Raw genomic sequence first — 22966 nt, forward strand, 5'->3', positions numbered from 1 at the left:
GCCTCGCTCGGGGCGGGGCCCTCTTCATTCGAACTGCGGCCGGGTCTAATGAGCTCGAAGAGCCGTTCTTCCGGCGGCTCCGGGGTGATATCCCTCACAGTCGAGGGCCCCATCAACGCCTTGCAGACTCAAACCATAACGCAGAGCGGGGGCGAAGGCTTCCAGGTTTTCCCGGGTGGCTGCCCTGCCGGCGCCCGAGCTTCGGTACGTGAGTCGTAAACGGCGCAAAGTTGTGGGAATGGACGCCGCTGAGAAGGAGTTGAATGCGCGAGGCGGGATAGTACGGGGGAGGTAAACCGTCCGGCGGGTCGTTTGCCGTTCCGTTATAAGGATCCTAAGCTGCCCGCACCCTTTAGGCCCTTGTTCAGCATGGAGGCAGGCATGGCGGCAGTCACGCAGACCGCTACACCGTCGATGTGGTCGGAAGAGGAGCTGGCCGACGTCCGCGGCCGGCTCCAGACCGAGATCGACGAGCTCGAGGCGGACATCCACCGTCACGAGTCGGAGATAGCCTCTGGTGACGTCACCCAGGGCGCCGGCGACGACCAGGCGGACGCCGGAGCCAAGACGTACGAGCGCGAACGCGAGATCGCCCTTACCCTGAATGCGCGCGATCTGGTCGCGCAGAACGAACGTGCGATCGCCAGGATCGACGCAGGGACCTATGGAGTGTGCGAATCGTGCCACAAGCCGATCGGCAAGGAACGCCTCCAGGCGTTCCCGAGGGCGACGCTGTGCGTGGCCTGCAAGCAGAAGGAGGAGCGCCGGTAGCGGGCACCCCTGACGACCCTCCCGAGGACCGGGCTCCGGCCGACGCCGGGCGCGGGGAGGGGGCGCCCCCGGCAGGGCGCGGGCCTCGCCGGGGCCTGTTCGCGGTCCTCGTGGCGCTGGCGGCCGTGATCTACGCGGCCGACCTCGTCACCAAGACGGTGGTGCTGCGCACGCTCGAAGGCGAGCCGCCGCTGGTGGTGCTCCCCGGCGTGCTGCAGTTCCGGGTGATCTTCAACTCGGGCGCCGCCTTCAGCATCGGCACGGGGATGACGTTCGTCTTCACGCTGATCGCGGCCGGGGTGGTCGTGGCGATCATACGTACGGCGCGCAAACTCGGCAGCAGGGCCTGGGCGGTCTCGCTCGGCCTGCTGCTGGGCGGCGCGATCGGCAACCTCACCGACCGGCTGCTGCGCTACCCGTCGGGGATCGGGCGCTCCACGCAACTGCAGGGCCACGTCGTCGACTTCATCGAGGTCCTGCCCGGGAACTTCCCCGTCATCGACTACTTCCCCGTCTTCAACATCGCCGACTCGGCGATCGTCTGCGGCGGCATCCTGGCGGTGCTGCTGGCCTGGCGGAACGTGCAGATCGACGGGTCGAAGGAGGTGCGTGACGGTGAGTGAGCAGCGCAGCCTGCCCGTGCCCGACGGCCTGGAGGGAGAGCGGCTCGACGCCGCGCTGTCGCGGCTGTTCGGCTTCTCCCGTACGCGCGCCGCCGAGCTGATCCTGGCCGGCGAGGTGCTGGTGGACGGGCAGCAGCCGGCCAAGTCCGATCGGGTGCACGCCGGAGCATGGCTCGACGTGACGATGCCGCCGCCGGTGACCACGCCGATGCCGGTGGCCGAGCCCGTGCCGGGCATGACCATCGTGTACGAGGACGACGACGTCATCGTGATCAACAAGCCCATCGCGGTGGCCGCCCACCCCACCGTCGGCTGGACGGGCCCGACCGTGATCGGCGGGCTGCTCGGCGCCGGCCACACCATCGCCACCAGCGGCGCCGCCGAGCGCCAGGGCATCGTGCACCGGCTCGACGCCAACACCACGGGCGCCATGGTCGTGGCCAAGAGCGAGCACGCCTACTCCCACCTCAAGCGGGCCTTCAAGGAGCGCACGGTCGACAAGCGGTACCACGCGCTGGTGCAGGGCCACCCCGACCCGTTCAGGGGCACGGTCGACGCGCCCATCGACCGGCACCCGTCGGGCGACGGCCGCTTCGCCGTGGTGGCGGGTGGCAAGCCGTCCGTGACCCACTACGACACGGTGGAGGCGTTCAGGGCGGCGTCGCTGCTGGACATCAAGCTGGAGACCGGGCGTACGCACCAGATCAGGGTGCACATGTCGGCCCTGCGCCATCCGTGCGTGGGCGACCTGCTGTACGGCGCCGATCCCACGCTGGCCGCCCGCCTGGGGGTCACCCGGCAGTGGCTGCACGCGGTGGCGCTGGGGTTCGAGCATCCGTCGAGCGGGGAGTGGATGTCGTTCAGCACCGACTATCCGCAGGACCTGCAGAAGGCGCTCGACATCGTCCGCGAGGAGTCCTGAGGGCTGCTCGTCCGGGCTATGAGCCCTCGACCTGGCCAGGTGTCCTGGCCGGGGTGTCGTCCTTCTTCTCCTTGTCGTCCGTCGCCTCCCGCGACGGGGTCGCGCTCCGCTTGGGGGCGGGCGTCCTCGGCTGCTCGCGCGTGGGCGGCGGGGTGCTGCGCGGGCCGTTGCTCTGAGAGCCGGTGCTCCGGGGTACGGTGCCGCGCTCCGTAGGCTGGGACGCCGGCGGCCGGGAGGCGGTGTCCTCAGGTCCGGTCGGGTCGGTGGCCCGGTCGGTGGCCGGTGTCGTCCGGTCGGGGGCGGTGCTGGCGACCACGGCGGGGACGGTGCCGGGGCCGCTCGGCAGGTCGTCCGAGCGCTTCGACCACCAGGCCGCACCGCCCGTGACGACCGCCACGACGAGCGCGCCCCCGGCGATGACGGCCAGCGGCAGCGCCCGCCCGCGCCCGCTCCCATCTCCGGGCCGGCCCAGAAGCCCGGCGCGCCGCGTCACGCCGGGCAGCGCGACAGGGCCGGTCTGATCAGGTGCGCCGCCCGCCAGGATCACGCTCAGCCGCCGCGCGGCCTCGTCCAGCGTCATGCGCTCGGACGGATCCTTGCGCAGCAGCCCCATCACCACGGGAGCGAGCACGCCGGCCCTGGCCAGCGGCTCCGGCTCGGCGTGCATGACCGCGCCCAGCGTCGCCAGCGCGTTGTCGCGGTGGAAGGGGGAGCGGCCCTCGACCGCCATGTAGAGCGTCACCCCCAGCGACCACAGGTCCGACGCCGGCCGGGCCCGGCCGCCCGCCGCGCGTTCCGGCGCCATGAAGGAGGGGGTGCCGATCAGGATGCCGGTCCTCGTGACCGGGGCCTCGTCCTCGGTGGTGGCGATGCCGAAGTCGGTGAGCACCGCCCGGCCGTCCTCGGTGAGCAGCACGTTGTCCGGCTTGACGTCACGGTGCAGCACGCCGGCCGCGTGCGCGGCGCGCAGCGCCTCCGTGAGCTGCAGCCCGACGCTCGCGACGTCGAGCTGGGACATGGGGCCCTCGTCGCGGATCTGCTCGCCCAGCGTGCGGGAGTGCACGAGCTGCATCACGATCCAGGGGTGACCCTGCTCCTCCAGGACGTCGTAGACGGCGGCCACGCCGGGGTGCGCCACCCGGCCCGCCGCCCTGGCCTCGCGGAACGTGCGTACGGCGAACTCCTCGCGCTCCTCGTCCGTCAGGCCGGTGGGCGGCAGCACCTCCTTGACGGCCACGTCCCTGCCGAGCACCTCGTCGTGGGCCTGCCACACCGTGCCCATGCCGCCCCGGCCGATCGTCTTGAGCAGCCGATATCGCCCACCGACCATCACCGCTGAATCGGACATGCACCGCGACTACCCAAGAACGATCCGGACAAGCGCCGTAACAGCCGCCGCTGCCGCCAGAACCACCAGAAAAGGAGCGCGCAGCAGCAGCGCCACGACCGCCGCCCCGAGCCCCGCCGCGCGGGCCGGGTCGAAGCGCAGCGCTCCGTCCTCCGTGAACATCTGCACCGCGATCAGCGCCGCCAGCAGCGCCACCGGCACCAGCTCGGCGAATCTGCGCACCATCGGATGGTCCAGCACCTTGCGCGGCGCGGCGAGTCCGGCCAGCTTCAGCGCGTAGCAGCCCGCGCAGACCACGGCGATCGCCCACCACAGCGTCATCGCGCCATCACCACCAGAACGGCCACGGCCGACAGCAGCACCGGCACGCCCGGCGGGAAGAACGGGGTGGCGCACAGCGCGATCACCGCCGCGCCGGCGGCCAGCGCGGGCAGCTCGCCGCCGGCCTTCAGGCGGGGCCACAGGATGGCGAGGAACGCGACCGGGCCCACCACGTCCAGGCCCAGCACGCCGGGGTCGCCCAGGGACGAGGTGCCGTACGCGCCGGCCAGCGTGGTGAGGTTCCAGGTCAGGTACAGGCTGGCGAACGTGGTCACGAAGCCCGTGCGGGCGGCCTCGGGGGTCGGCTGGGCGAGCGTGACGGCCGTGGTCTCGTCGATGACGCCCTGGGCGGCCAGCAGGCGGCGCGGGCCGCGGACCCGGAGCAGGTCGGCCAGGCGCAGGCCGTACAGTGTGTTGCGGCCGCCGAGCAGCAGCGCGCCGAGCGCGGCGGCGGCCAGGTCGCCGCCGGCGCCCACCGCGCCGGTCAGCGCGAACTGCGAGGCCCCGGTGAACGCCAGCAGGCTGAGCACGCACGCCTGCGGCACCGACAGGCCCGCGGTGATCGCCGCGGCGCCGAAGGCGAGGCCGGACAGCCCCACCGCCAGGCCGACGCCGAGACCGTCCCGCACGGCGGCGGAGCGGTGTGTTGTCTCTTCCATGCCACCCGAGGTTAGGCGGAGGGAAATGTCCCGGTCTTGTACGATCCTGCAGCCCGCTGGTACGCGGCGGGCGGCACGCCCATGATGCGTTTGAAGTGCCGGTTCAGATGCGCCTGGTCGGTGAAGCCCACCTCGGCGGCCACCTGCGCGGGCCGTACGCCGGAACGCAGCAGCCGGCCCGCCTGGCGGACCCGCAGCGAGATCAGGTAGGCGTGCGGCGGCATCCCCGTCGCGGCCTTGAAGGCCCGCAGCAGCGCGAACGGCCGCGCCCCCACCGCGCCCGCCAGGACGTCCAGCGTCGGCGGGTCGACCAGACTCTCGTGCAGCAGATCGAGCGCCTCACGGACCGCTCCAGGACCCTCGGCGGGCCCGCCCCCGGGCGGCCTGGGCGCGGCGTGCCGGGTCAGCAGCCGGGCGAACAGAGCCCGGCTCAGCGTCGAGGCGGCCAGCGCGTCGCCCCGCTCGGCCGCCTCGTGCGCCCGCGCCAGCAGCCGCGCCACCTGGTCGTCGCGCGCCACCTGCGCGGGGAAGTGCGGCGTGCCCGCGGGCGCGCCCAGCTCGGCGGCGATCGCCTCCAGCGCGCCGATCGACGGGTAGAGCATCCGGTACGCCCACCCGCCCGGCACCCCCGCGTGCCCGGTGTGCGCGCTGTCGGGGTTGACCAGCACGATCTCGCCCGCGCTCGCCCGGTGCAGCGTGCCGCGGTAGTCGAACTCCTCCACCCCCGACACGATGAGGCCGATGGCGTAGCCGTCGTGCGCGTGCCTGGCGAAGCGGTGGGTGACATAACGGGCTTTGAGCAGGTCGGTCTCCGGCACCGCCGGATGCCGCCAGAACCGGGCCTGCTCACGCTCGGGCGGACTCATCGCGCCGGCTTGAACGTCCTGGCGAACGTGTCGAAGTAGTGCCGGTCCTGCTTCCACCGGGCGTGCGTGGTCTCCCAGTAGAGCGCGTACGGGCGGCCGTCGTCGGTGTGGAAGCCGCGGTTGATCACGTGGATCGTCTCGCCGCCGCGCACCCTGACGAACTCCCAGTCGGCGGCCCGCAGACCGAGGTAGCCGGTGGGCCTGATGCCGATCCGCCGATATCCGGAGAACTCGCCCCTCGCCCTGATCTCCCGCTCCAGGCCGGCCCAGTGCTCGACCGGGTCGTCCCACGGGATGTCGGGGACCGTCCACTCCACGATCAGCGCTCCCGGGCTACCGGGGCCGGTGACGCGGATGCTGTCGCGCTCCGGGTCCTTCCTGGCCTGCCAGCGCGGCGGCAGGGCGATGCGGAAGCGGCCCGCCGCGTTGCTGTAGGAACTCCAGCCCGCCGGGAGCGGCGTGCGCGTGACGGTGGGCTCAGGCGTGGGGGTGCGGGTCGGGGTGGGCTCAGGGGTGGCGTCGGGCGTGGTGGTGACCTGGCCGGACGTGGGCGTCGGGTCCGGGGTCGCGCGCGGCGCGGACCAGCGGTCGGACAGCAGCACGCCGGCCGTGCCCAGCGCCGCCACGGCGGCCAGCGCCGAGGGCACGCCGATCCACAGCGCCTTCGCCCGCCCGGCCGGCCGCTGCTTGGGCAGCGTCGGATGCACCCCGCCGCCGGAGGGGACGGACCCGTGCGTGTCATATCCGCGATGCCCGACCTGGCCGCCGACCTGGCCGCCGACCTGGCCGCCTGCCTGGCCACCCGCCCGGCCCCCCGCAGGACCGCTCGTGTGGCCGCCCGAAGGATTGCCCGTCCGGCCGCTCGTCTGCCGGCCCGGCTCGTCCCTCCAGGGGAGGTCGGACGCCGCCGGTGGCCGGGGCGCGGACGCGATCGCGTACAGCAGCCTGGCGGCCTCCTCGGCCGGCATCCGCGCGGCGGGGTCGCGGCGCAGCAGCCCCATGATGACCGGTTCGAGCGCCCCTGCCCGCACCGGCGGCTCAGGGGCGTCACGCAGCACCGCCGCCACCGTCGCGGCCCACGAGTCGCGCTTGTACGGCGGCCGCCCTTCGACGGCCGCGTACAGCGTCGCCCCCAGCGACCACAGGTCCGACTCGGGCCGCGCCGGTTCGCCGTTGAGCCGCTCGGGCGGCATGTAGGCGGGCGTGCCCACCAGCCCGCCGGTCGCGGTCAGCCCCGCCTCGGTCTCCAGCGTGGCGATGCCGAAGTCGGTGAGCACCACCCGGCCGTCGTCGGCCAGCAACACGTTCTCGGGTTTGACGTCACGGTGCAGCACCCCGGTCGCGTGCGCGGCCCGCAGCGCGTCGAGCACCCGGCCGCCGATCACCGCGGCCTGGCCCTCACGCAGCGGCCCGCTCTCGCCGATCACCTGGGCCAGCGACCGCGAGCGGACGAGCTGCATGACGATCCACGGCCGGCCGTCCTCCTCCACGACGTCGTGGATGACGACGACCGAGGGGTGGTCGAGGCGGCCCGCCGCCCTGGCCTCCCTGATGGTCCTGCGGTTCAGCTCGGCCCGCTTGGCGTCGCCGACGCCGGTGTAGCGGACCTCCTTGATCGCGACCGTACGGTCGAGCAACTCGTCGTGGGCTCGCCACACCACTCCCATGCCGCCCTCGCCGAGCGGCTCGATCAGTCGGTAGCGCTTGCTGACGTGCACGCCGCGCAGTCTATTTGGCGGGCACGAACGTCGCGCAGAAGCCCTCGAAGAAGTCGTAGTCGGACTTCCAGTGGCTGTTGAGCGTGTGCCAGTAGATCGCGTACGCCTTGCCGTTCTCGGTGACGAAGCCCCGGTCGCGGACGCGGGTCAGCCCGGTGTTGGTCCTCCAGGTGAAGTCCCAGTCCGCGGCGGCCTTGTGGAAGCCCTCGACCTTCTTGATGCCGATCTTCTTGTAGCCGCCGAAGCCGTTCTTGAGCCGCGGCTCCTGCTTCTTCCAGTCCTTGTACGGGTCCTTGCCCGGCTTGGCCGCCTGCTCGATCATGACGTAGGCGTTGGACGCCGCGCCCGGGCCCTTGAACCTGACCTGCCTGCCGCTGCGCGTCAGAACGTCCCACTTCGGGGGCAGCCCGATCGAGAAGCCGAGCTTCTTGTCCGTGTACATCTTCCACCCTGAGGGCAGCGCGGCCTTCGCCGCGTCCATCGGGCTCTTCTTCCCGGGGGACGGGCTGGCCGGCGGACTCGTGGCCGGACTCGTGGACGGGCTCGGGCTGGGCTCCTTGGCCGTCTCCGAAGGGGAGGGCGGCGGGGTGGAGGCCGTCCCCGGCGACGACTGCGCCGGGGACCCGGTCACGCCCGTCGCCGCGGAGGTGTCCGTGTCCTGGGCGGGCTCGTCGGGGGCCGAACGCAGGCCGAGGTAGCCGCCGATGCCGGCGACGAGCACGACCGCCACGGCCGCCGCGATGACCGTCCCGGCCTTGCGCTGCTGCTCGGGCCGGCCCGACTCCACCGTGGAGGCGGTCTCCTGGCGCGAGGGCGCGGCCGGCGGGCGCGGGATGCGCGCACCCGTCTCGGGCGGCGCCACCGGCTCGGACTCCGGCGCCGAGGGGAGCAGGTTCGGATCGGTCGGGGTGTCGTCCTCGACCGGCGCGTACGGGCGCCTGGCCTTGGCCGGCCGCTTCGGCGCGGTCGCGGCGACGGCCCGCTTCGGCTGCGCCGGGGCGGGCACGCGCAGCTCCTGCGCCGCCGGGAACTGGGCGGTCGGAGGCGCACTCGCCTGCGCGATGGCGCCGCGCAGCATGCGCTGCGCCTCCTCGTACGTCAGCCGCTGCACCGGCTCCTTGTTCAGTAACCCGTTGATCACGCCTTCGAGCGGGCCCAGGTTCTGCGCCGGGTCGGGCTCGTCGGTGAGCACGGCGTGCATGGTCGCCAGCGCCATCCCGCGCTCGTGCGGCGAGCGGCCCTCCACCGCCGTGTAGAGCGTGGCGCCGAGCGACCACAGGTCCGACTCGCGCCGCGCGGGCAGCCCCTTGAGCCGCTCGGGCGCGATGAACGCCGGCGTGCCGGCCAGGCCCGTCACCGTGAGCTGCGTCTCGGTCTCCAGCGTGGCGATGCCGAAGTCGGTGAGCACGACCCGGCCGTCGTCGGCCAGCAGCACGTTCTCGGGTTTGACGTCGCGGTGCAGCACGCCCGCCTCATGGGCGCGGTGCAGGGCTTCGAGCATGGCCAGGCCGATCTCCGCCACCCGCGTGGCCGGCAACGGCCCATCCTGCTTGATCACGGCTCCGAGGGAGCGTGACTGGACGAGTTGCATGACGATCCAGGGCCTGCCGTCCTCCTCGATCACGTCGTGAACGACGATCACGTTGGGATGCTCGAACCTGGCCGCCGCCCTCGCCTCGCGCATTGTGCGCCGGTTCAGCAGCTGCACCTCTTCGCCCAGGGCGGCGGCGTACCTGACCTCCTTGACCGCGACAGTGCGGTCCAGGAGCTCGTCGTAGGCTCGCCACACGATGCCCATTCCGCCCCTGCCGATGGGTTCCTGCAGCTGGTAGCGGCCGGCGATGCGGCGTCCGTCCTGCTTGCGATCCGACATCAACGGCCTCAAACCCTCCTCTAGGCCAAGAAATACTCCCATAGGCAGGGATCAACGGCGACTCGCGCGAAGGACAGTCCGCCATACGAGATGTGCTGCCCAGCAGGTGGAGACGGGGGTGTAGGGTTCAGATATGACTTGCCGTCGCTACGCGTTTACCGAGCCGGCTCCGGGAGAGCCGGTCGCAGGCTAGCGACCACCTGGAGTCGGCCCGAGGCAGAGACACCGGTCTCTGCCTTTTTCGTTGTCCCGCCGGCTCCTGGGGCCGGCCGAGCAGGGAGTCGGGATGTCATCGACGTTGGAACGGCGCGCGGTGCCGGTGGGCGGGCTGCTCGTGGGCGAGGGGCCCGCCGTGGTGATCGGCGGCCGGGTGAGCCTGCGGGCGCGGCGTGGGCAGGCGATCGAGGGGGCCACCCTCGTGGAGCCGTACTCCGCCGACGACCTGCCGGCGATCGCCGAGCACGCGGACGCCGTGGTGGTGGGGGCGTCGTGGACGCGCGACATCCCGCTGGTGCGCGCGGCGGCGGGGCTCGGGCTGCCCGTGGTGGTGGAGCGGCGGCGGGAGGCCTCCGTGGCGGAGTGGCTGGAGCTGGCCGACTACTGCGCGGCCGAGGGTGACGGCCAGGTGATCCTCTGCGAGGGCGGCCGGCCGGACCTCGGGCTCATGCGGGCGGCCAAGGTCGCCTCTGGGCGTCCCGTGCTGGCCGACGTCTCCGCCGACGTCGGCCTGTCGGCCGCCGCCGTCGCGGCCGGCGCAGACGGCCTCATCGTCGGCTCTCCGGACCCGACCCCCATTCAGGGTACGGGTGTGGGGGCGAGCTCACCGGACGCACGGACGAGCACGGGGACGGGCGCTGACCGGCTGGTGGCCGAGGAAGCGGTCGTGCTGGTGGGCGCGCTGCTCAGGGACGAGGCGCCGGCCACCCTGCCGGAGTGCCGCCAGGCCATCGACCGGCTGGACGCCGCGCTCGCGACGCTGCTGGAACGGCGGGCGGAGCTGGCGGGCACCGTGCAGCGGATCAAGCCCGTGGGCGGCTTCGCGGGGCGCGACCTCGACAGGGAGCGCGCCCTGGTCGCGCGGATGGCCGTACGCGCGCCCACGCTGGGCGAGGCGCGACTGGCCCCGATCATGAACGCGATCATCGAGGCGGGCCTGCACCTGGCCGAGGAACGCGACGGTGGTCAGGCGGGGCCGGGGGTGACCAGGCGGTAGTTGTGCATCGGGCGGCCTGGGCCTGCGGCGACCTGCTTGGTGATGAGGTCGGCGAAGCGGCGGTAGCCGTCACCAGTGGGGTGATAGCTGCGCGCGTTGACCGTCAGCTCCTCCATGTTCACCGCCAGCCCGTTCAGGTACGGCTGCGGCTGCCCCACCTCGTGCCCCGAGAACGCCTCGTAGGCGTCCACGTACTCGGCGCTGCCCGGCGCACCGAACGCCGCGATGGCCCGGTCGAACTCGGCCACCGCAGCCCCCACCGTGTCGTTGAGCCGCCGCGTCATGCCGTTGATCCAGCGCTGGTCGGCCACGCTCATGTTGTCGACGCTCGCCACCGGGTGCTCGGGGAAGGGCCGGGGGTAGCCGAGCACGATGACGCGGGCCCCTGGGGCGCGCACGCGCAGCTCACGCAGCACCTTGCCCATGTCGGTGCGCAACTCCTCGATGCGCTTGCGTACGGCGGCGTCCTGGTCGACGCAGGCCGACGACCACGGGATCTTGACGATGCAGCCGGTCAGCACCTTGCTGAAGCCGGCGTCGTTGCCGCCGATGCTGAGCGTGATCAGGCTGGCGGCCGGGCCGACCCGGGTGATCTGCGGCGGCTGGCCGTACTGGCCGGTCAGGAGCTGGCGGGTGGTGGCGCCGCTGCAGGCGTAGAAGGCGGTGCCGCCGCCGAACTTGTAGGTTCGCGCGACCAGCGGCACGTAGGAGCCCGTCGCCCGGTGGCAGCGCGCGGCCCCGTCGTTGACCGGCGACTTGTCGAGGTCGTAGACGCCCTCCCCGGAGGAGTAGGAGTCACCGAGCGCGACGTACGTGCCGCTCTGGGCCACCTGCAGCGCCGTCATCGGCACCGCCCGCGGCAGGTCGCCGCGCGGCTCAGCGGTCGTGGGGCAGCCCGCGTCGAGCACGGCGCAGGCCAGCCTGGGGTAGACGCCCAGGGGCAGGCACGCCAGCGCCAGCGCGACGCCGATGGCGGCCGCCGCCGAGATCCGGACGATCTTCCGTCTCGTCTCGTCCAGCGCGACCTCCCCGGATGACGGCTCCTGCTGTTCGCGCCATCGAGACTACCCAGCCGATCATCGGGGCGGGCGTGTCGCGCGGGCTAGGCTTCGGCCCGCGCCTGCGCCGGGGCGCGGCGGCGGTAGACGGTGCGCCGCCACCAGCCCACGGCGATGGCCGCGAACAGGCACGGCACCAGGTAGAACGCGACCCGCTGGTCCTCGTCGGCGAACGGCATCAGCAGCACCACCAGGGCCAGGAACGCCAGCGTCAGCCAGTTGGTCCAGGGCGTGCCCGGCATCGGGAAGTCCGAGCGGTGGCCGGAACGGCGCAGCCGCAGCTGGCAGTAGACCAGGACGCCCCACGTGGTGATCACGCCCAGGGAGGCGACGGCGGTGGCGATGTTGAAGGCTCGCTCGGGCATGAAGTAGAACAGCACCAGCCCGCCCAGGAACATGGCCGCGGTGAACACGATGCCGCCGATCGGCACGTGCCGGGAGCTGAGCGCGCCGGCGAAGCGGGGGGCCTCCTGCTTCATGGCCATCGAGCGCAGGATGCGGCCGGTGGCGTACAGGCCGGAGTTGCACGACGACAGCGCCGCGGTGATCACCACGAGGTTCATCGCGTCGGCCGCCCACGGCACGCCCAGCCCCGAGAAGACCGTCACGAACGGCGACGTGCCGGCCTCGTACGACGTCCACGGCAGCACCATGCCGAGCAGCAGCACCGAGCCCACGTAGAAGATCGCGATCCGCCACACCACGCCGTTGATCGCCTTCGGCATGACCTCGCGCGGTTTGGCCGTCTCGCCGGCGGTGATGCCGACCAGCTCGATCGAGGCGTACGCGAACACCACCGACTGCAGGCTCATCAGCACCAGCGGGAACCCGGTCGGGAAGAACCCGCCGTGGGAGACCAGGTTGTGCGGCCCCGCCTGCCCCACCGCGAAGACCACCAGCACCAGCCCGATGACCAGGAAGACCGAGATGGCCAGCACCTTGAGCATGGCGAACCAGAACTCCAGCTCGCCGAACAGCCGCACCGACAGCAGGTTGACCGTCATGACGACGGTGAGGGCGAGCACGGCCGTGAGCCACTGGGGGAAGGCCGGCGCCCAGTAGTGCACGTAGGCGGCGATCGCCGTCAGCTCGGCGATGCCGGTGAACGCCCAGTTGATCCAGTACATCCAGCCGCTGGCGAACGCGGCCCACGGGCCGATGAACTCGCCCGCGTACTCGACGAACGAGCCCGAGGCAGGGCGGTAGAGCACGAGCTCGCCGAGCGCCCGCATGACGAAGAACGCGGCCACCCCGGCGGCGGCGTAGGAGAGCACGAGCGCCGGCCCGGCGGCGGCCATGCGGCCCCCCGCGCCGAGGAACAGCCCCACCCCGATCGCCCCGCCGATGGCGATCATCTGCACCTGCCGGTTGCCCAGGGCGGGCAGGTAACCCTCGTCGGTCTGCGTGCGCACGGCGTGACTCCTTGATGACATTACGTGACCACGAGGATATCGGTGCGGCCGATCGCGGCGGCTCCGGCACGCCGGTCCGCCGGGCCTGCGCGAAGAGCCGGCGGGGGGCCGGGCCGGGCGGCCCCGGATTGTCGGCCGGGCCTACTAAAGTCGGATCGCACACCGGCTTGAGACGGGGAGGCGCCGCTCCATGTCGTCCAGCGACTCATTCGTCCATCTGCACGTCCACACCGAATACTCGATGCTCGACGGGGCCGCCCGCCTCAAGCAGATGTTCCAACAGGTCGGTGACCTGGGCATGCCCGCCATCGCGATCACCGACCACGGCAACATGCACGGCGCCTACGACTTCTACAGGCAGGCCACCGCCGCCGGGATCAAGCCGATCATCGGCATCGAGGCCTACGTCGCGCCGGAGCTGCGCCACAACAAGAAGCCGGTGCTGTGGGGCGAGCCGCACCAGAAGCGCGACGACGTCTCGGCGGGCGGCTACTACACCCACATGACGATCTGGGCGCGCGACAAGACGGGCCTGCACAACCTGATGCGGCTGTCCTCGCGCGCCTACACCGAGGGCTTCGTGCGCAAGTGGGCGCGCATGGACGCCGAGATCCTGGCCGAGCACGCCGAGGGCCTCATGGCCACCACCGGCTGCCCGTCGGGCGAGGTGCAGACGCGGCTGCGGCTCGGGCAGTACGACGAGGCGGTCAGGGCGGCCGCGAAATACCAGGAGATCTTCGGCAAGGACAACTTCTACCTGGAGATCATGGACCACGGCCTCGACATCGAGCGCCGCGTCCGCGACGGGCTGACCAGGATCAGCCAGGAGCTGAACATCCCGCCCCTGGTGACCAACGACTCGCACTACACCTACGAGTCCGACGCCGCCTCCCACGACGCCCTCCTGTGCATCCAGACCGGCAAGCAGCTGTCCGACCCCGACCGGTTCCGCTTCGACGGCAGCGGCTACTACATCAAGAGCGCCGACGAGATGCGCGCGGTCGACTCCTCCGACCTGTGGGCCGAGGGCTGCCGCAACACGCTGCTGGTGGCCGAGAAGGTCGATCCGGCCGGATTCTTCGCCTTCAAGAACCTCATGCCGACCTACCCGATCCCCGAGGGCATGACGGAGAGCGAGTTCTTCCGCAAGACCGTCTGGGAGGGCATGGACCGCCGCTGGCCGGGCGGTTACGACGAGGAGCATCGCAAGCAGGCCGAATACGAGATCGGCATCATCGAGCAGATGGGCTTCCCGAGCTACTTCCTCGTGGTCGCCGACTTCATCATGTGGGCCAAGGAGAACGGCATCCCGGTCGGGCCGGGGCGTGGCTCGGCGGCCGGGTCGCTGGTGGCGTACGCGATGGGCATCACCGACCTCGACCCGCTCCCGCACGGCCTGATCTTCGAACGGTTCCTCAACCCCGAGCGCGTGTCCATGCCCGACGTCGACATCGACTTCGACGAACGCAGGCGCGGCGACGTCATCCGCTACGTGACCGAGAAGTGGGGCGCCGACAAGGTCGCCATGATCGCCACGTTCGGCACCATCAAGGCGAAGGCCGCCATCAAGGACGCCGGCCGCGTCCTCGGCTACCCCTACGCGCTCGGCGACCGCGTCTCCAAGGCGTTCCCGCCGGCCGTCATGGGCAAGGACATCCCGCTCGCCGGCATCTTCGACAAGGACCACCCGCGCTACAACGAGGCCGGCGAGCTGCGCCGGCTCTACGAGGAAGACGTCGACGTCAAGGCGACGATGGACCTCGGCAAGGGCCTGGAGGGCCTGATCAGGCAGACCGGCGTGCACGCCGCCGGCGTGATCATGTCGGCCGAGGTGCTGACCGACCACGTCCCGATCATGCGCCGCGACTCGGACGGCGCGATCATCACGCAGTTCGACTATCCGACCTGCGAGACGCTCGGCCTGCTCAAGATGGACTTCCTGGGCCTGCGCAACCTCACCATCATGGACGACTGCCTCAAGATGATCGAGGCGACCACGGGTGAGAAGGTCGACCTGCTGGGCCTGCCGCTCGACGACCGCAAGAGCTACGAGCTGCTGGCCAAGGGCGACACGCTGGGCGTGTTCCAGCTCGACGGCGGCGGCATGCGCTCGCTGCTGCGGCTCATGCGTCCCGACAACTTCGAGGACATCTCCGCCGCCCTCGCGCTCTACCGGCCCGGCCCGATGGGCGCCAACTCCCACACCAACTACGCCCTGCGCAAGAACGGCCAGCAGGACATCACGCCGATCCACCCGGCGCTGGAAGAGCCGCTCAGAGACATCCTCGACACCACCTACGGCCTGATCATCTATCAGGAACAGGTCATGGCCATCGCCCAGCGGGTGGCCGGCTACTCGCTCGGCGCCGCCGACCTGCTGCGCCGCGCCATGGGCAAGAAGAAGAAGGCGGAGCTGGACAAGCAGTACGCCTCCTTCGAGAAGGGCATGAAGGACAACGGCTACCCCGACGCCGCCGTCAAGGCGCTGTGGGACATCCTGCTGCCGTTCTCCGACTACGCCTTCAACAAGGCCCACACCGCCGCCTACGGCCTCATCGCGTACTGGACCGCCTACCTCAAGGCCAACCACCCGGCGGCCTACATGGCGGCGCTGCTGTCGTCGGTGAAGGACGACAAGGACAAGTCGGCCCTCTACCTCAACGAGTGCCGCCGCATGGGCATCAAGGTGTTCCCGCCCGACGTCAACGACTCCGACTTCGACTTCACCCCGCGTGGCACCGACATCCGCTTCGGCCTGTCGGCGGTGCGCAACGTGGGCGGCAACGTCGTCGACGGCATCATCTCCGCGCGCAAGGAGAAGGGCCGCTTCGCCGACTTCAAGGACTTCCTGCGCAAGGTGCCGGCCATCGTCTGCAACAAGCGCGTGATCGAGTCGCTGGTCAAGTCGGGCGCGTTCGACTCGCTCGGCCACGTCCGCAAGGGCCTGGTCATGGTGCACGAGCAGGCCGTCGACGCGATCATCGACATCAAGAAGAACGAGGCCATCGGCCAGGACTCCCTGTTCGGCGCGATCGACGGCGGCGAGGACCAGACCTTCGACGTGCAGATCCCGGTGGGGGAGTGGGACAAGAACACGCTGCTGCAGTTCGAACGCGAGATGCTCGGCCTTTATGTGTCCGACCACCCGCTGTTCGGGGTCGAGCACATCCTGGCCGCCGGGGCCGACTGCTCCGTCGCGGCCGTGCAGGACGAGAGCCGGGCCGACGGGCAGGTGGTGACCGTGGGCGGCATCCTGAGCGGGGTGCAGCGCAAGATCACCAAGAAGGGCGACACGTGGGTGCTGACCCAGCTGGAGGACCTTGAGGGCGCCATCGAGGTGATGATCTTCCCGTCGGCGTACCAGCTGTGCTCGACGATCCTGGCCGAGGACGCGATCGTGTTCGTCAAGGGACGCATCGACAAGCGGGAGGAGGTCGCCAAGCTGATCGCCATGGAGGTGACGGCGCCCGACCTGACCCGGGAGGCGGGCGGGCCGCTGCTGGTCAGCCTGCCGCTGACCCGCTGCACGCCTCCGGTGGTGGGGCGGCTGAAGGAGATCCTGACGACGCACCCGGGCACGTCCGAGGTCCACCTCCAGGTGCACAACGGCCCTAAGACGACCGTCATGCGCGTCGGCGATCGGCTCAGAGTCACGCCGTCTCCTGCTCTGATGGGCGATCTCAAGCAGCTGCTCGGTCCCGCCTGTCTGGGCGCTTGATCATCTTTTACGGCTTCGCGGCGGCCGGTGGGCAATGATCGCCTGTGGGCGGGTGTCGTTCGTGGGCAAGGCTCGCCGTCGTACTTCCGGCACGGGTGGGGCAGGATCGCAGGCGTGAGTGAACTGCACTACCTGACCGCGACCGAGCTGGCCCAGCTGATCAGGACCAGGCAGGTGAGCGCGGTGGACGTCGTCCGAGCCCATCTCGACCGCATCGACCAGGTCAACCCGCACGTCAACGCCGTCGTCACCCTCGTCGCCGACCAGGCGCTGCGAGCGGCCGAGGTGGCCGACGCCACGCTGCGGCGGGAGGGCCCCGCCGGGCCGCTGCACGGCGTGCCGGTCGCGCACAAGGACCTGACCGACACGGCGGGCATCCGCACCACGTACGGCTCGCCGCTCTTCGCCGACAACGTGCCCGACCGGGACGACGTGGTCGTCCAGCGGCTGCGCGCGGCGGGCGCGATCACGATGGGCAAGACGAACACCCCCGAGTTCGGCACCGGCTCCCACACCGTCAACGAGGTGTTCGGGGCCACCAGGAACCCGTACGACCTGTCCAAGTCCGCCGGCGGCAGCAGCGGGGGAGCGGCCGCCGCGCTGGCCACCGGCATGGTGCCGCTGGCCGACGGCACCGACATGGGCGGCTCCCTGCGCAATCCCGCGTCCTTCTGCAACGTGGTCGGCCTGCGGCCCACGCCCGGCCGGGTGCCCAGCCACTCCGAGACCGCCGCCTGGTACACCCTGTCCGTGCCCGGCCCGATGGCCAGGACGGTCGACGACGTCACGCTGATGCTCGGGGCCATCGCCGGGTTCGACCGGCGCTCGCCGTACTCGATCAAGGAGGTCTTCGCGCCCGAGCCCGAGCAGGGCGTGGCGGGGCTGCGCGTGGCGTGGAGCCCCGACCTGGGCGGGCTGCCCGTGGACACGCGTACGGCGGAGGTGACCGCGACCGCGCCCGCCGTCCTGGAGCGGCTAGGCGCCCACGTCGAGCAGGTGGAGCTGGACCTGAGCGGCGCCGAGGAGGCGTTCCGGACCTATCGGGCCTGGTTCTACCTGCTCGCCCACGGCGACAAGAGCGGGCTCGGGCCCAACACCGCCTGGAACGTCGAGCAGGGCCGCATGGTCACGGGCGCCGACCTGGTCCGGGCCGAGGTGGCGCGCAGCGGCCTCTACCAGCGCATGGCGGCCTTCTTCGACACCTACGACGTGCTGCTCGCGCCGGTGAGCCAGGTGCCGCCGTTCCCGGTCGAGCACCCTCACGTGAGCGAGATCAACGGTGAGCCGCTGCCCGATTATCTGGCCTGGATGCGCTCGGCGTACTGGATCAGCGTCCTGCACGCGCCCGCCGCCTCCGTGCCGGCCGGGTTCACCGGGGACGGGCTGCCGGTGGGGGTGCAGATCGTGGGCCGGCCGTTCGAGGACGCCAGGGTGCTGCGGGTGGCGCGGGCGTTCGAACAGGCCGCCGGCCACGGCCTGCGCCGGCCGCCGCTGTAGGAGCTCCGGGTGGCGGGTCAGCTCGGGTCGAGGCCGCCGTACGGCTGCCGCAGCGGAGACTCGCGGTAGCCGTGCATGCCCTCCAGCAGCCCGAAGAAGCCCACGGCCAGCAGCGGCCACGACACCAGCACGCCGGAGGCCGTCAGTTTGAGCGCGCCCGGGACGACCTTCACCCCGGGCGTCGCGGCGGCCTCGACCGTGACCGCGCCGATCGTGAACGTGGAGCCGGTCCACAACGTCAGAAAGGAGGCCAGCGCCCCGCCCGCGCACAGCCCCAGCAGCACGGCGAGCATCCAGCGCCGCCCGCAGAACCAGGCCACGCCGCCGCACAGCACCCCGAGCCCGCCCGTGATCACCGCGAACCAGCCGTCGGCCGCGATCAGCGCCTGCGTGGCGGGGTCGGCCAGCACCGTGCCCCGCTCGGTGACCTGGTACGGAGCGCGCGGGGTCAGCCCGGACCAGAGCAGCCCGGCGGCGACCCCGAGAGTGGCGAGTGTGAGGACAGTTACCGCAAAAGCGCGTACTTCCCTCGTCACGCCATTCCCCCTCGCATGTACGGCCGAATCAGCTCGATGGTATCCCCCGGTTAGGCTCATTTCGTGATTGCAGAAGAGGTCTGGCTCATAGAACCCTCCGGCCCGCTCCGGGGTGACGTCGAAGTACGCGGATCGAAGAACGGCGTGTCCAAGCACATGGTCGCGGCCATGCTGGGCAACGGCGAGAGCAGCATCCACAACGCCCCGGAGGTGGGCGAGGTCGAGATCACCGCCGCCATGCTGCGGGCCCTCGGCATCAACGTGGACATCTCCCGTACCGAGATCAGGATCGAGCAGGGACCTGAGATCGAGCCGCGGGTGCCCGCCGCGTTCACGGGCCTGAACCGCATCCCCATCCTCATGCTCGGCCCCCTCCTGCACCTGGCGGGCGAGGCGTTCGTGCCGCTGGTCGGCGGCGACCCGATCGGGCGGCGGCCGGTGAACTTCCACGTCGAGGCGCTGCGCGCGATGGGCGCCGAGGTGGAGGTGGGCGACACCGGCATCTACGCCAAGGCCAAGCGGCTCAACGGCACCCGGATCGAGCTGCCCTACCCGAGCGTGGGCGCGACGGAGACGATCCTCATGTCGGCGGTGCTGGCCGAGGGCAAGACGGTGCTGAAGAACGCCGCCATGGAGCCCGAGGTGGTGGAGCTGGCGCTGTTCCTGCAGCGGATGGGGGCCAGGATCGAGCTGTCGCCCGACCGCAGGATCGTCATCGAGGGCGTCGAACGGCTGCGCGGGGCCTCCACCTGGCTGACCGGCGACCGCATCGAGGCGTTCTCGTACCTGGCGGCGGGCCTGGTCACCCAGGGCGAGGTGCGCGTGCACGGCTGCCCCCAGGACCGCCTGGTCACCGCGATCACCACGCTGGCCAGGATGGGCGCCCAGTTCGACATCAACGACGAGTACGTGTGCGCCACGGCGCCTCCCGAGGGCCTGCGCGCGGCGGCCGTGCAGACCGACACGCACCCGGGTTTCATGACGGACTGGCAGACGCCGCTGATGGTGCTGTTCACGCAGAGCCAGGGCATGTCGGTGCTGCACGAGACGGTCTTCGAGAACCGCCTGGTGTACGTGCCCGCGCTGCAGAAGATGGGCTGCGAGATCGAGGTGTTCGACCAGTGCCTGGGCGGGCCGGCCTGCCGCTACCACGACACCAACGCCCGCCACTCGGCCGTCGTGCGCGGCGTGTCCAAGCTCAAGGGCGCCGACGTGACGCTGCCCGACATCAGGGCCGGCTTCTCGGCGGTGCTGGCGGCGGCGGTGGCCGACGGGACGTCCACGCTGCGCGGCGTGCACCACATCGAGCGCGGCTACCACCGGCCGTTCGAGCAGTTCGCCTCGCTGGGGCTCAACCTCAAGCGTCAACAGTGAAGCCAGGGCTCCGCGGCACACGTCAACGGTGAATATGCCCAGGTAAAGAGGTGCCAAGCGGGCGTTTGCCACTGATCCGGACGTCGCAGATCAACTAGCGTGAGCCTACTCAGATCGGTCGGCACGCTCGGGCTGGCGGGGGCACTCGGGGGAGTGCTGGTGGCCGCCGTGGCCGCGCCCGTCGTCGGTGGCGGCGGCCTGGCCACGATGAGCGTCGCGAACACGTTCGTGGAGTTGCCGCCCGCCCCGCACGAGGAGCCGCTCGCGCAGGTGACCCGGCTGCTCGACAAGGACGGCCGCCAGTTCGCCCAGTTCTACGAGGCGAACAGGACGGCCGTCCGGCTCGGCTCGGTCGCGCCCGTGATGCGCCAGGCCATAGTGGCGATCGAGGACGCCCGCTTCTACGAGCACGGCGGCCTCGACGTCAGAGGCACGCTCAGGGCGCTGCTCACCAACACCCAGGCCGGCGGCATCCGGCAGGGCGGCTCGTCGCTGACCCAGCAGCTCGTCAAGAACATCCTGGTGGAGAGCGCCCGCAGCGACGCCGAACGGGACAAGGCCCGCGCCCCGAACCTGGCCCGCAAGATCACCGAGCTGCGGTACGCGCTGGCGCTGGAGAAGAAGTACCGCAAGGACGAGATCCTGGAGCGGTACCTGAACATCGCCTACTTCGGCGCGGGCGCGTACGGCGTGGAGGCGGCGGCCAGGCGGTTCTTCTCCACCTCGGCCTCCCGGCTGACGCTGACCCAGTCGGCCACGCTGGCCGGGGCCGTGCGCATGCCGTACTCGACCGACCCCTCGCTCGGCGCGACGCACCAGGCGCGGCTGAAGATGCGGCGCGACCTCGTGCTCGACCGCATGGCCGGGCTCAAGCTGATCAGCCAGAAGGAGGCGGCGGACGCCAAGGCCGCGCCGCTGGACATCAGGCTCAGGCCCGAGCCGGGCGGTTGCGCCCAGAGCGACTACCCGTACTACTGCCTGTACGTGCAGCGCGAGCTGCTGTCGAACCCCGTCTTCGGCAACACCGCCCGCGAGCGGCAGGCCAGGATGGCCAGAGGCGGCCTGGTGATCAGGACCAGCCTCGACCCGATCGCCCAGCGCGCCGCGGACCGCGCCATCCGCGAGCACGTCTCACCCGAGGACACCGAAGTGGCCGCCGAGGCGATGGTGGAGCCCCGGACCGGGCGGATCAGGGCGATGGCGGCCAGCAAGCGCTTCGGCCGCAACCCCGGCAACCGCAAGAACGGCGCCAAGACCACCTTCAACCTGGCCGCCGACGTGGCGCACGGGGGCGGCCAGGGCTTCCAGGCCGGCTCGACGTTCAAGGTGTTCACCCTGGCCACGGCGCTGCAGCAGGGCTGGCGCTTCGGCGACGGCTTCCAGACGCCTGGGGCGATGTCGCCGGCGCAGGGCTACCGCGACTGCTCGGGCCGCTCCGTGAACGACCCGGACACCCGCATACTGAACGCCAGCGGCGAGGGCTCGGGCGGCCCGCACAGCATCGAGACCGGCACCTGGAAGTCGGTGAACATCTTCTACATGATGCTGGAGCGCAAGGTCGGGCTCTGCAACGTGGTCCGCACCGCCAAGAAGCTCGGCATCGCGCGTGCCGACGGCGGGCCGCTGCGCGAGGTGCCCACGTTCACGCTGGGCGTCAACGAGATGGACCCGGTGACGGTGGCGGCGTCGTTCGCGGCGTTCGCGGCCAGGGGGCTCTACTGCCGGCCGCTGGCCATCATGGAGATCATCGGCAGGGACGGGCGGCGTACGCACGTGCCGCCCTCGTGCGAGCAGGTCATCGAGCGGCCGATCGCCGACGCGGTCAACCACGTGCTCAAGGGCGTCTTCGACCAGGGCACGATGAAGGGGCAGAGCATCGGGCGGCCGGCCGCCGGCAAGACCGGCACCAACAACGGCTACACCTCGGCCTGGTTCGCCGGCTACACGCCGTCCCTGGCGGCGGCGGTCAGCGTGGGGGACATCCGCGGCTCCTACAAGTTCCCGCTGCGCGGGGTCGAGATCGGGGGCCGCTCGTACGGGTCGGTGCAGGGGGCGTCGCTGCCCGGGCCGATCTGGGTGGAGTCGATGGGGCCGGCGCTGCGGCGTACGGAGCCGCGCGGGTTCCCCGGGCCGAACATGGCGCGCTTCGGCGGCGGGCACACGCCGGGGCTGAAGGAGGCGCTGGCCGAGGAGGAGCGGAAGAAGCGCGGCGTGCGGCCGTTCGGGCGGCGGCACCGGCGGCTGTTCGAGTGGCTGCTCGGTCACTCGGCCACGGACGATCCCGGGCCGCGGCGGTCGGAGCGGCTGCGGCAGTGGCTCACCAGCGACCTTCCCGTGTCGTCACCGCCGTCCGTGCGCGTCCGCCCCGAAGAGCCGGTCGCCCAGCCGCCGAGCCGTCCCGAACGGGTCGCCGTCCAGCCTCCGAGCCGTCCCCAGCGGCCCGCCGTACAGGCTCCGAGCCGTCCCGAACGGGTCGTCTGGCCGCCGGTGCGTCAGCGTCCTGAACAGGGTGGCGAGGGCCGTCGCTGAACGGCGCTGAGCGCCCGTGCGGAGGTAAGCTCAGCCGGCCTTGCCGATGGGTGCGGTCACGGCCCTGGTGAGGGTGATGAGGTTGGCGGGAGCCGTCTCGATCTGCAGCCCGCGCTTCCCGGCCGAGAAGTAGATCGTGTCGAAGCCGAGCGCCGAGGAGTCGACCACGGTCGGGAGCTGCTTGCGCTGCCCCAGCGGGCTGATGCCGCCCACGACATAGCCCGTCACCCGTTCGACCTTCGCGGCGTCGGCCATCGCGGCCCGCTTGCTGTCGAGGGCGCCGGCCAGGGCCTTGAGGTCGAGCTTGCCCGCCACCGGCACGACCGCCACCGCGAGCCCGCCCTCGACCTCGGCGACCAGGGTCTTGAAGATCCGCTCGTACGGCACGCCGAGCGCGTCGGCGGCCTCCTCGCCGTACGCCTGGGCCGAGGCGTCGTGCTCGTACGGATGGAGCGTGAACTCCGCCTTCGCCTTGGCCAGCGCCACGGTGGCCGGGGTGCCGCCCTTGCCTTTCGTCTTGCTCACGAC

Annotated in this window: 18 protein-coding genes; 8 read left to right on the forward strand and 10 right to left on the reverse strand. The window is 71.6% G+C overall.

The annotated features are described in order from the left end of the window. Window positions 1-381 precede the first annotated feature (381 nt). From AB0C27_RS33665 to AB0C27_RS33675, 3 genes are read left to right on the forward strand one after another with little or no spacing between them, the layout of a single operon-like run. A complete protein-coding gene (locus tag AB0C27_RS33665) occupies window positions 382-771 on the forward strand; it encodes a TraR/DksA C4-type zinc finger protein (RefSeq protein WP_346109073.1) in 390 nt (129 codons plus the stop codon). Continuing rightward, window positions 735-1394, forward strand: coding sequence for a signal peptidase II (gene lspA / locus AB0C27_RS33670; RefSeq protein ID WP_357852299.1), 660 nt, complete (start codon window positions 735-737; stop codon window positions 1392-1394). The genes AB0C27_RS33665 and lspA overlap by 37 nt, the downstream gene beginning before the upstream one ends. Continuing rightward, a complete protein-coding gene (locus AB0C27_RS33675; RefSeq protein ID WP_357852499.1) occupies window positions 1387-2316 on the forward strand; it encodes an RluA family pseudouridine synthase in 930 nt (309 codons plus the stop codon). The genes lspA and AB0C27_RS33675 overlap by 8 nt, the downstream gene beginning before the upstream one ends. 16 nt (window positions 2317-2332) lie before the next feature. Here the strand turns inward: AB0C27_RS33675 and AB0C27_RS33680 are convergent, their stop codons facing one another. From AB0C27_RS33680 to AB0C27_RS33705, 6 genes are read right to left on the reverse strand one after another with little or no spacing between them, the layout of a single operon-like run. Beyond that, a complete protein-coding gene (locus AB0C27_RS33680) occupies window positions 2333-3664 on the reverse strand; it encodes a protein kinase (protein WP_357852301.1) in 1332 nt (443 codons plus the stop codon). Window positions 3665-3673: 9 nt separating this feature from the next. Continuing rightward, window positions 3674-3985, reverse strand: coding sequence for an AzlD domain-containing protein (locus AB0C27_RS33685; protein WP_357852304.1), 312 nt, complete (start codon window positions 3983-3985; stop codon window positions 3674-3676). Then, on the reverse strand, window positions 3982-4644 hold the full coding sequence (locus AB0C27_RS33690; RefSeq protein ID WP_357852306.1) for an AzlC family ABC transporter permease: 663 nt from the start codon (window positions 4642-4644) through the stop codon (window positions 3982-3984). The genes AB0C27_RS33685 and AB0C27_RS33690 overlap by 4 nt, the downstream gene beginning before the upstream one ends. 11 nt (window positions 4645-4655) lie before the next feature. After that, entirely contained in the window at window positions 4656-5510 is an 855-nt protein-coding gene (locus AB0C27_RS33695; RefSeq protein WP_357852309.1) for an AraC family transcriptional regulator, read from the reverse strand. Continuing rightward, complete coding sequence (locus AB0C27_RS33700) at window positions 5507-7228, reverse strand: serine/threonine-protein kinase (protein WP_357852312.1); 1722 nt, start codon at window positions 7226-7228, stop codon at window positions 5507-5509. Before AB0C27_RS33700 ends, AB0C27_RS33695 begins: the two co-directional genes overlap by 4 nt. A gap of 10 nt (window positions 7229-7238) precedes the next feature. Then, window positions 7239-9101, reverse strand: coding sequence for a protein kinase (locus AB0C27_RS33705; RefSeq protein WP_357852315.1), 1863 nt, complete (start codon window positions 9099-9101; stop codon window positions 7239-7241). Between the two features lie 286 nt (window positions 9102-9387). Here AB0C27_RS33705 and AB0C27_RS33710 point away from each other — a divergent pair, with 286 nt between their 5' ends. Continuing rightward, complete coding sequence (locus tag AB0C27_RS33710; protein WP_357852318.1) at window positions 9388-10314, forward strand: chorismate mutase; 927 nt, start codon at window positions 9388-9390, stop codon at window positions 10312-10314. Here the strand turns inward: AB0C27_RS33710 and AB0C27_RS33715 are convergent. Together AB0C27_RS33715 and AB0C27_RS33720 are read right to left on the reverse strand one after the other, a co-directional pair. Continuing rightward, the gene (locus AB0C27_RS33715) at window positions 10284-11222 is read right to left on the reverse strand and encodes an SGNH/GDSL hydrolase family protein (protein ID WP_357852321.1); all 939 of its coding nucleotides are present in this window, start codon (window positions 11220-11222) and stop codon (window positions 10284-10286) included. The genes AB0C27_RS33710 and AB0C27_RS33715 overlap by 31 nt on opposite strands. A 194-nt stretch (window positions 11223-11416) precedes the next feature. After that, entirely contained in the window at window positions 11417-12784 is a 1368-nt protein-coding gene (locus AB0C27_RS33720) for an amino acid permease (RefSeq protein ID WP_357852324.1), read from the reverse strand. A gap of 190 nt (window positions 12785-12974) precedes the next feature. Here AB0C27_RS33720 and dnaE point away from each other — a divergent pair, with 190 nt between their 5' ends. Continuing rightward, window positions 12975-16502 (forward strand): DNA polymerase III subunit alpha, encoded by a 3528-nt coding sequence (dnaE, locus tag AB0C27_RS33725; protein WP_357852327.1) that lies wholly within the window; start codon window positions 12975-12977, stop codon window positions 16500-16502. Window positions 16503-16616: 114 nt separating this feature from the next. Further along, window positions 16617-17999 (forward strand): amidase, encoded by a 1383-nt coding sequence (locus AB0C27_RS33730; protein ID WP_357852329.1) that lies wholly within the window; start codon window positions 16617-16619, stop codon window positions 17997-17999. Between the two features lie 17 nt (window positions 18000-18016). Here AB0C27_RS33730 and AB0C27_RS33735 read toward each other — a convergent pair whose 3' ends face one another. Beyond that, the gene (locus tag AB0C27_RS33735) at window positions 18017-18535 is read right to left on the reverse strand and encodes a hypothetical protein (RefSeq protein WP_357852332.1); all 519 of its coding nucleotides are present in this window, start codon (window positions 18533-18535) and stop codon (window positions 18017-18019) included. Between the two features lie 63 nt (window positions 18536-18598). On the opposite strand from AB0C27_RS33735, the gene murA reads away from it, so the two are divergent. Both murA and AB0C27_RS33745 read left to right on the forward strand, forming a co-directional pair. Beyond that, complete coding sequence (gene murA / locus AB0C27_RS33740; protein WP_357852335.1) at window positions 18599-19909, forward strand: UDP-N-acetylglucosamine 1-carboxyvinyltransferase; 1311 nt, start codon at window positions 18599-18601, stop codon at window positions 19907-19909. A gap of 99 nt (window positions 19910-20008) precedes the next feature. Further along, window positions 20009-22438: a transglycosylase domain-containing protein gene (locus tag AB0C27_RS33745; protein WP_357852338.1), complete on the forward strand. Its 2430-nt coding sequence runs from the start codon at window positions 20009-20011 to the stop codon at window positions 22436-22438. Between the two features lie 30 nt (window positions 22439-22468). Here AB0C27_RS33745 and ybaK read toward each other — a convergent pair whose 3' ends face one another. Beyond that, a complete protein-coding gene (gene ybaK, locus AB0C27_RS33750; RefSeq protein WP_346111775.1) occupies window positions 22469-22963 on the reverse strand; it encodes a Cys-tRNA(Pro) deacylase in 495 nt (164 codons plus the stop codon). Window positions 22964-22966: the final 3 nt, after the last annotated feature.

It is taken from the genome of Nonomuraea sp. NPDC048882 (assembly GCF_040649755.1).
Taxonomy (GTDB): Bacteria; Actinomycetota; Actinomycetes; order Streptosporangiales; family Streptosporangiaceae; genus Nonomuraea; species Nonomuraea maheshkhaliensis.